The 8,761-nt window shown below is 73.8% G+C and carries 6 protein-coding genes and 1 pseudogene; 4 read left to right on the top strand and 3 right to left on the bottom strand.

The window, feature by feature from the left end; genetic code table 11:
* The 3 genes from B9G49_RS17340 to B9G49_RS14990 all read left to right on the top strand — a co-directional run.
* Positions 1-393 (top strand): pentapeptide repeat-containing protein (locus B9G49_RS17340; protein WP_143414722.1); only part of this gene is annotated, 393 nt, incomplete at its 5' end.
* 68 nt (positions 394-461) lie between these two features.
* Positions 462-1,817 (top strand): hypothetical protein, encoded by a 1,356-nt coding sequence (locus B9G49_RS14995; protein ID WP_086216910.1) that lies wholly within the window; start codon positions 462-464, stop codon positions 1,815-1,817.
* Positions 1,818-1,923: 106 nt separating this feature from the next.
* A complete protein-coding gene (locus B9G49_RS14990; RefSeq protein WP_198943844.1) occupies positions 1,924-3,159 on the top strand; it encodes a mechanosensitive ion channel family protein in 1,236 nt (411 codons plus the stop codon).
* Positions 3,160-3,221: 62 nt separating this feature from the next.
* Here B9G49_RS14990 and B9G49_RS14985 read toward each other — a convergent pair whose 3' ends face one another.
* The 3 genes from B9G49_RS14985 to mutS all read right to left on the bottom strand — a co-directional run bounded on the left by B9G49_RS14985 (position 3,222) and on the right by mutS (position 8,468).
* Positions 3,222-3,740: a hypothetical protein gene (locus B9G49_RS14985; RefSeq protein WP_086216909.1), complete on the bottom strand. Its 519-nt coding sequence runs from the start codon at positions 3,738-3,740 to the stop codon at positions 3,222-3,224.
* Positions 3,741-3,823: 83 nt separating this feature from the next.
* Positions 3,824-5,611 carry a DNA mismatch repair endonuclease MutL gene (mutL, locus tag B9G49_RS14980; RefSeq protein WP_086216908.1) on the bottom strand — a complete coding sequence of 596 codons (1,788 nt, stop codon included), beginning with the start codon at positions 5,609-5,611 and terminating at the stop codon, positions 3,824-3,826.
* A complete protein-coding gene (gene mutS / locus B9G49_RS14975) occupies positions 5,601-8,468 on the bottom strand; it encodes a DNA mismatch repair protein MutS (RefSeq protein WP_086216907.1) in 2,868 nt (955 codons plus the stop codon). The genes mutL and mutS overlap by 11 nt, the downstream gene beginning before the upstream one ends.
* 181 nt (positions 8,469-8,649) lie before the next feature.
* Here mutS and B9G49_RS17250 point away from each other — a divergent pair.
* Positions 8,650-8,761: pseudogene (locus tag B9G49_RS17250) on the top strand (molecular chaperone DnaJ); the annotation flags it as partial.

The following is an 8,761-nucleotide window of genomic DNA, read 5'->3' as shown; positions in this document are numbered from 1 at the left end:
TTTCGGGAGGATCGCTTCGGGGGCTGTCGCTTTCGGGAGGATCGCTTCGGGGGCTGTCGCTTTCGGGAGGATCGCTTCGGGGGCTGTCGCTTTCGGGAGGATCGCTTCGGGGGCTGTCGCTTTCGGGAGGATCGCTTCGGGGGCTGTCGCTTTCGGGAGGATCGCTTCGGGGGCTGTCGCTTTCGGGAGGATCGCTTCGGGGGCTGTCGCTTTCGGGAGGATCGCTTCGGGGGCTGTCGCTTTCGGGAGGATCGCTTCGGGGGCTGTCGCTTTCGGGAGGATCGCTTCGGGGGCTGTCGCTTTCGGGAGGATCGCTTCGGGGGCTGTCGCTTTCGGGGGCGATCGCTCCCGCCTCGGGCCGGCGGCGCGGGCGGCGCGTCGGGAGCGCGGTGAACGCGGTGACTGGGCTCGATCGACCCCGAGCCAGCGGATTTATGCCGGGCGCGGCGTATCTCCGGCGTATGAGCCTTCCCGACCTGCTCGCGGGGACCGTCGGCGACGAGGACGTCGTCGCCGAGGTGCCGCTGGGCGGCGACGATCGACTCGCGGTCACGCCCACCCGGACCCTCGTCTACCGCGGCGACGGACTCCTGTCCGACGAGTCCGTCGACGAGTACGGCCACGACGTCGAGCGAATCGAGGTCTCGACGGGACGCCGCAAGGCGAAGATCACCCTCGGGTACGGCCTCGACGGCGACGAGACGCTCTCGGTACCGACCAAGCGCGTCGACGATGTCCTCCACCCGATCCTCGCGGGCGTCCTCTCCGCGAGCGGCGTCACCGGGCCCGGCGAGACGGTCGTGCGCACCTTCCGCTTCTCGGAGCTCACCCTGATCGTCACCAGCGAGCGACTGGTCAAACACGTCGGCTCGGCGGTCTGGGACCCCGAGTTCGAGGAGTTCGGCTACGACGACCTCACCGGGCTCGACTTCGAGGAGGGGACCGTCGCCACCGCGGTCGTCCTCGTCCACGACGGTCGCTCGGAGCGGTTCAAGGCCCCGAACGAGTCCGCCCGGGCGGTCCGGGAGACGCTCGCCGACGCGGTGTGCTCGTTCCACGGCGTCGACAGCTTAGAGGAGTTCCGCGTCGCCGCCGCCGAGGCCGAGGAGGCGACGTCCGACGCCGAACAGACCGGCACGACCGACTTCGGCGAGGGGCCGGACCCGCTGTCGGCTTCCCCGGCCGCCGACGCCGAGGCGGACGCCGACGCGGCGCCCGGCGCCGAGGCGGAGCCAGACTCCGGCGGGCTCGGAACGGAACCGAAGGGCGCGGACGGACGCGACTCCGCCGGGGGGTCGGAGTCGCTCGCCGGGGGCGACGGGCCCGGAGCGACGACCGAGAGCGCGGAGTCGGCGTCGGTCGGATCGCCGGAACCGAGCGGCGGCAGCGACCCGCTCGACGACCCGCTCGCCGCGGACGCCGCCGTCGACGACGCGGCCGAGGACCCTCTCGCGGGAGACGAGGCCGGGGCGGAGTCGACGGGCCCCCTAGCGGGAGACGAGACCGGGGCGGAGTCGACGGACTCCCCCGCCGGCGACGCGCCCGAAGCCCCGGCGGAAGGCGCCGAGCGAGGGGCCGGAGGCGAGCCCGCGGCGGTCGGCGAGGAAGCGGTCGCGGCGGACGGCGAGACCGACGGCGTCGTCCCGGACGACGACGCGTTCGACGGCTCGCCGTTCGAGAGCGCCGGCGTCGAGGACGCGGACCTCGCGAGCGAGGTCGCCGCGCTGCGGCGCACGGTCGAGGCGCAGTCCGAGCGCCTGGACCGGCAGTCGACGCTCATCGAACAGCTGATCGAAGAGCTCCGACGCGGCCGGTGACCGGGAGCACGGCAGTCGCGGCCTCCTTCCCCGCAGCGGTCGTGCCGATTCTCTCCGCTGAGACTCGCGTCGGATCCGTTAACCGAGCGGCGGCGAACGTCAGACCGTGATAGGCGGACTGGGAACGCGGATCGGCGCGGTGTTGAGCGACGTATCGAGCACGGAGGGGCGGCTGGCGGTCACCGCGGCCATCGCCCTCGCGACGCTCGGCGTCGGCTGGCTGCTGCTGCCGCGGGCGGTCCGCGCCGGCGAGCAGACCGTCACCGACTGGGTCGGGCGGCTCCTCGACGAGCGGCTGTCGGAGTCGACGGAGGGCGCGGTGGAGACGCTGCGGGAGGGGATCCCCGCGTCGTTCCTCCTGCGGCTCGCGGTCGGACTCCTACAGCTCGCGCTGTTCGCGCTCGCGGGCGTCGCCGTGCTGACGCTGTGGGGCCGGTTCGCACTCGTGGTCGCGGTGCTGCCGCTCGTGGAGAACGCCGCCCGGGTCGGCGGGCAGGTGATCGCCTCGGCGCTGCTGCTCGGCGGTGCGTACGTCGTCAGCGACGTGGTGGAGACGTACGTCGGCGAGCTGTCGGCGGACAGCGACCGGATCACCGCCCACCAGGAACAGCTGCTCACCCGGCTCGCACAGGTCGGCCTGCTCGTGCTCGCGCTGATAACCGTCCTCGGCATCTGGGGCGTGAACCTCGGCGGCCTCCTCGTCGGGGCTGGGTTCCTCGGGATCGTCCTCGGGATGGCGGCCCGGCAGACGCTGGGCTCGCTCATCGCAGGCTTCGTGTTGATGTTCGCCCGCCCCTTCGAGATCGGCGACTGGGTGGCGATCGGCGACGAGGAGGGGTTCGTCACCGACATCACGATCATGAACACCCACATGCGCAACTTCGACGGGGAGTACGTCGTGGTACCAAACGACCTCGTCGCCAACCAGGCGATCACCAACCGGAGCCGGGAGGGGCGCCTCCGGATCCACATGGAGGTCGGGATCGGCTACGACGACGACCCGGACGAGGCCAGCGAGATCGCCGAGGATGTCTTAGAGAACATCGGCGTCATCGCGAACAACCCCCAGCCGTACGCGATCCCGTCCGGATTCGGCGACTCGGCGATCCTGCTTGACCTCCGGTTCTGGATCGACCCGCCGACCCCGCAGGCGCGGTGGCGCTCGAAGGCGCTCGCCGTCGAGCGGATCCAAGAGCGGTTCGCGGACGCCGGCATCTCGATCCCCTACCCGCAGCGGACCGTCTCGTACCCGCCGGAGAAGGCGGCGGCTGACGACACGGTCGAACGCGTCGAACAGACCGACGAAAACGGCGACGGGCGGTCGCGAGACCGACCGGCCTGACGCGCCGCCGCGGCGGCGCTCCCGCTACCCGTCTGGCCCCTTCTGCTACCCGCCGGACCCCCCTACCGGTCGGACGGACCGGTGTAGCCGCTCGGCAGCTCCGACCCGCGGCCGGTGAACAGCCGCTCGAACCGCTCGATCTTGTCCAACACGTAACTGAGCGCCGTGGTGAGCGAGTCCGCGCCGATCGAGAGCAGGTGGCGCGCCCCCTTCGTGCGGTCGGCGTGGTAGAAGCTGACCTCGCCCTCGGGGTCGGTGTTCCGCTCCGGCATCACCACGAGGTCCTGTCTCGTGGGGCCGTGACGGAAGACGAGCACGTCCGTGAGTGAGTCCGCGCCGTAGGTGACCACGTCGTGGAGGACGCTCCACTTCGGCGGCGTCTCCTCGGCGAGCGCGTCCGCGTCGACGACGTTCCGCATCGTCGTCGCCGCCGAGACGCTCTCCAAGCTCGAGGCGCGTCGCTTCCGAAGCCACGCGAGCAGTCGCTCGACGAGGTCGCGGAAGCCGTCCGGCCCCGAGAACCGGCCGGCCGACCGCTCCGCGGGCAGCGACCCCCGCGTCACTTCGGTCCGCTCTCCCATGCGAGTATCCCCGGTCCCATCGCGTTAATAGATATCGGTCGGTACTGTCGACCGCCTCGCCGCGGGGCGACCGGCCTCGCGGCTCAGCGGTCCCGACCGAACCCGGCCGCGACCGTCTCCTCGTCGACCGAGAGGACGGTCGGCCGGCCGTGCGGACAGGCGTACGGGCGGTCGCACTCGCCGAGACGGTCGAGCAGCCCCCGGAGGTCGTCGCGAGCGAGGTCCGAGAACTCGCCGCGCTTCAGCGACGGGTGACACGCCAGGTCCGCGAGCAGGTCGTCGCGCGCGTCTCGCGCCGTCCTCGGGTCCGCCCCGACGAGCGCGGCGAGCGCGTCGCGGAAGGCGTCGGCGTCGGCGGTCCGGCCGAACGGCGCCGGGACAGTCCGGAGGCGACGCGTGCCGCCGCCGAACGCCTCGGTCTCGAAGCCGAGCGCGGCGAGGTCGTCCGCGTGCGCCCTCGCGGCCGCCGCCTCGTCGGTCGACAGCGAGACGGTCGCGGGCGGGTCGAGCGGGGCCGTCGGCACCGGCTCGCCGTCGAACGCGCGGGCCAGCCGCTCGTAGTTCACCCGCTCGTGGGCCGCGTGGCCGTCGATCACGAGGAGCTCGTCGCCGGCCTCGACGAGGACGTACAGGTCGCGGAAGGTGCCTATCGGCACGGCGTCGGCGAACGCGCCGGGCCGCGAGCCGTCGTCCGCGCCGACCGGATCGAGGGCGCCGTCGAGGTCGGTGGCGACGTCCGCGGCCCGCCGGAGGTCCGCGCCGGTGAGCGCGTCCTCGACGACCGACGCGACCGCGTCGGCGACCGCGTCGGCGTCGCGGAGCCCCACCTCCCGCTTCGCCGGGTGGACGTTCGGGTCGACCCGAGCGGGCGGCAGCGACACGTCGACCGCGGCCACCGGCTCGCGGCCGTCGGGGAGGAGCCGCCCGTAGCCGTCGCGGACCGCGGCCGCGAGCCGGTCGTTCCGGACCGGGCGGCCGTTCACCGAGACGCGGACGTGATCGCGGGAGGACCGGGTGATCGACGGGTACGCCAGCGTGGCCGAGACCTCGACGCCGACGGCGTCTGCGTCACCCTCACCGCCGGGCGGCGCGTCGACGCTCGCGGCCACCGTCGTCGACCGGCTCGCGGTGTCGCGGTCGTACACGCCGAGCAGCGCGTCCGTGCGGTCGGTCCCCGGCGTCGACAGCGTCGTCGACCCGTCGTGGTCGAGCGTGAACGCCACCGACGGGTTCGCCAGCGCGTAGTCGGCGACGAGCGAGGAGATCCGCGCGAACTCCGCGTTCGCCCCCGCGAGTGACTCCCGACGCGCCGGCCGGGTCGCGAACAGGTCCTCGACGAGGACCGTCGTCCCGCGGGCGCGGCCCGCGGGTTCGACGCTGACACCGTCGGTCGAGTCGGACGCGCTCGACCGGTTCCCCCGGTCGGCGGTCCCGTCGACGACGACGCGGGTGCCGACCTCGTCGCCGGAACTCGTGACGACCTCCAGCCGGGCGGCCTCGGCGATCGCCGCGAGCGCCTCGCCGCGGAACCCCAGTGACGGGACGCCCACCGGGTCGCCGTCGGGCGCCAGCTTGCTCGTCGCGTGGCGCTCGACGGCCCGGGCCGCGTCCGCGCGGGCCATGCCCCGACCGTCGTCCGCGACGCGGATCCGGTCGGTGCCGTCGCCGTCGACCGCGACGTCGATCCGCGAGGCGCCCGCGTCGAGCGCGTTGTCGACGAGTTCGCCGACGACGCGGGCGGGTCGAGTGACGACCTCGCCGGCCGCGATCCGGTCGACGGTCGCCGGGTCAAGCCGACGGACGCGACTCTCGCTCTTGGACCGATCACCGGTACCCGACCGGCCGCGCTCGCCGTCTCGCTCACCCGTCATCGTCGACTCGCGACTGGAGGTCGTGGAGAGCGTTCAGCGCCTCGATCGGCGTCATCCGCGCCAGATCGAGGTCGCGAAGCTCCGCGGCGAGGCCGGGGGGCGCGCCGGCGGCAGGCCTGTCGTCGTCGCCGCCCGTCGGCTCCGCCCGCTCGCTTTCGGGCGGGGTGTCCGCCTCGGACCCGGATCGGCTGCCGTCCTCCGACGCCTCCTCCGCGAGGAACTCGCGCAGCGACGCGTCGCCGTCCCGGTCGCCCTCTGCCTCGCCCTCGCCCGACCGGTCCGCCGGGTCGACCGCGTCCTCGCGTCCGGCTCCGCTCGGCGCCCGCCACCGGTCCGCCTCCTCCGCGGCGACGAGGTCGCGGGCGCGGTCGACGACCGCCCCCGGGACCCCGGCGAGCTCCGCCACCTCGACGCCGTACGACGACGACGAGGCGCCCGGCACGACCCGGTGGAGGAAGGTAACGTCGCCGTCTTCCCGGGTGGCGGTGAAGTGGAGGTTGAAGACGCGCTCTCGCTCGTCGGCGAGGTCGGTGAGCCCGTGGTAGTGCGTCGCGAAGAGCGCGGTCGCGCCCAGCTCGTCGTGGAGGAACTCGGCGGCCGCGCGGGCGATGGCGCGCCCGTCGGTCGTGGCCGTGCCCCGGCCGACCTCGTCGAGGAGGACGAGCGAGTCGGGGCCGGCGTCGTGGAGGATCTCCGTCAGCTCGCTCATCTCTCGCATGAACGTCGACTGGCCGCCCGCGATGTCGTCGGAGGCCCCGACGCGGGTGAACACCCGGTCGAAGACGGGGAGCGTGGCGGCCTGCGCTGGAACGAACGACCCCGTCTGCGCGAGCACGACGGCGAGCGCGACCGACCGCATGTACGTCGATTTCCCGCTCATGTTCGGCCCGGTGATCACGGCGACGGAGCCGCGCGGGAGGTCCGCGTCGTTCGGGACGAACGCGTCCTCGGCCCGCTCGACGACCGGGTGTCTGCCGCCCTCGATCTCGACGCCCGCGGTGGCCGCCCCGTCCGCGTCGGGGGACTCGTCGACGCCCTCCCGCAGTTCGGGCCGGACGTAGTCGTGTTCGACCGCGACCGCGGCGAGCGACGCCAGCGCGTCGAGTTCGGCGAGCGCGTCGGCGAGGGCCTGGATCCGCTCGGTCTCGGCCGCGACGCGCTCGCGGACGTCGACGAACAGCTCGTACTCCAGCGCGTCCGCGCGCTCGGCGGCCCCGACGATCTCCTCTTCGCGCTCCTTCAGCTCCGGCGTGACGTAGCGCTCGCTGTTCTTCAGCGTCTGCCGACGCCGGTAGTCGTCGGGGACGCGGTCGAGGTTCGCGTCCGTCACCTCGATGTAGTAGCCGTGGACCTGGTTGTGGCCGACGGACAGCGAGTCGATCCCGGTGCGTTCGCGCTCGCTCGCCTCCAGATCCGCGACCCACTCGCGGCCCTCGCGCTCGGTGGCGCGCAGGTCGTCGAGGTCGCCGTCGAACCCCTCGCGGATCACCCCGCCCTCGGTGATCTCCTGCGGCGGGTCGGTCGCGATCGCGTCGTCGATCAGCTCGCGGACCTCGGTCAGCTCGTCGAGTCGGTCGCGGAGGTCGCGGAGGTGGTCGGTGCGGGGGAGGTCGGCGCCGTCCTCCGCGGCGGCCTGTTCGCCCTCGGCGCCCGCGAGCGTCGCCTTCAGCCCGGGGACGACCGCGAGCGTCCGGTGGAGCGACCGCAGGTCGCGGGCGTCGGCCCGCCCCCGCGAGACGCGGCTCACCAGCCGTTCGAGGTCGTAGGCGGTCGCGAGCGCGTCGGCGACCCCCTCGCGAGCGAGGCTCCGGTCGGCGAGTTCGCCGACCGCGTCGTGGCGGCTCCGGATCGCGTCGGCGTCGACGAGCGGGCGGCGGAGCCAGCGCTCGAGACACCGGCGCCCGAGCGCGCAGCTCGTCTCGTCGAGGGCGTCGAACAGCGTGTCGCTCGCGCCCAGCCCGCGGTTCTCGAACAGCTCCAGGCTGCGCTGGGCCGCCGCGTCGAGCCGGAGCCGGTCGCGGGGGTCGTACCGCCGGACCCGGGTCACGTACGAGAGCGGGCCGTCGTCGCCCTGCGTGTACTCGGCGTACGCGAGCACCGCGCCGGCCGCCCGTAGCTCCGCGTCCGCGTCGAAGCGCCGCTCGGGCGCGGGGAGGTACGGCTCCAGCCGCTCGGTCGCAGTCCGGCGGTCGAAGGCGCCGGCGTCGTAGTCGTGCGTCGTCCACCCGCGCTCCGCGTCGCTCGGCTCGAAGGCCGGCGCGTCCGGCCCCGCGATGAGTTCGGCCGGGGCGATCCGGTCGAGTTCGCCCGCGACCGCGTCCGGACCGCCGGACGTGACGAGGCACTCGCCGGTCGAGACGTCGACCGCGGCGAGCCCGACGGTCGTCTCGGCGGAGTCGTCGTCTTCGGCCGCCACCGCCGCGACGTAGTTCGTCGTCCCCGACTCGAGGAGGTCGTCCTCGACGACGGTCCCGGGCGTGATCACCTCGGTGACGGCGCGGTCGACGAGCCCCGACGCCTGCGCAGCGTCCTCGACCTGGTCGCCGAGCGCGACGCGGTAGCCCGCGTCGAGTAGCGACTCGAGGTAGGGGGCCGCGTTGTCGATCGGGATCCCGGCCATCGGGTAGTCGCCGGTCGAGTCGGACCGCTCGGTCAGCGTCACCTCGCAGACGCGGGCCACGGTCTCGGCCGCCTCGCAGAACGCCTCGTAGAAGTCGCCGACCTGAAACAGGACGAGGGCGTCCCCGTGGGCCGCACAGAGGTCGGCGTACTGCGAGAGCATCGGCGTGAGATCCTCGCGGGCGGCGGCGATCCCGGGCGGTAGCCCCGTCACCGTCTCCCTGTCCGCCGGTTCCATACGCCGTACCCGGGCGGCCGCGGTGATAAACGGTGCGGAGGCGAGGAGCGGCAAGCGAGTGGGGCCGCGAGGGAGCGAGCGGAGGCGGCGGGCGACGCGAACGCCCCCCCCCGACGTGACCCCCGCCTCGCCGGACGGCCGCTGTCGGGACTCTTACGGTCCTCCGTCCCCCAGTACGGCCGTGACGAACCGAACGATCGTCGTGGTGCTCGCCGGGGCGTTCGTCGGCATGACGGCGCTGCTCGTGATCGCGGGGATCGTCCTCCACCCGATCGCGTTAGCGCTCGCGCTGC

The organism is Halorubrum sp. SD683 (genome assembly GCF_002135045.1).
Classification (GTDB): domain Archaea; phylum Halobacteriota; class Halobacteria; order Halobacteriales; family Haloferacaceae; genus Halorubrum; species Halorubrum ezzemoulense.
The sequence above is the reverse complement of the archived record's forward strand: the minus strand, read 5'-3'. Positions and strand labels throughout refer to the sequence as shown.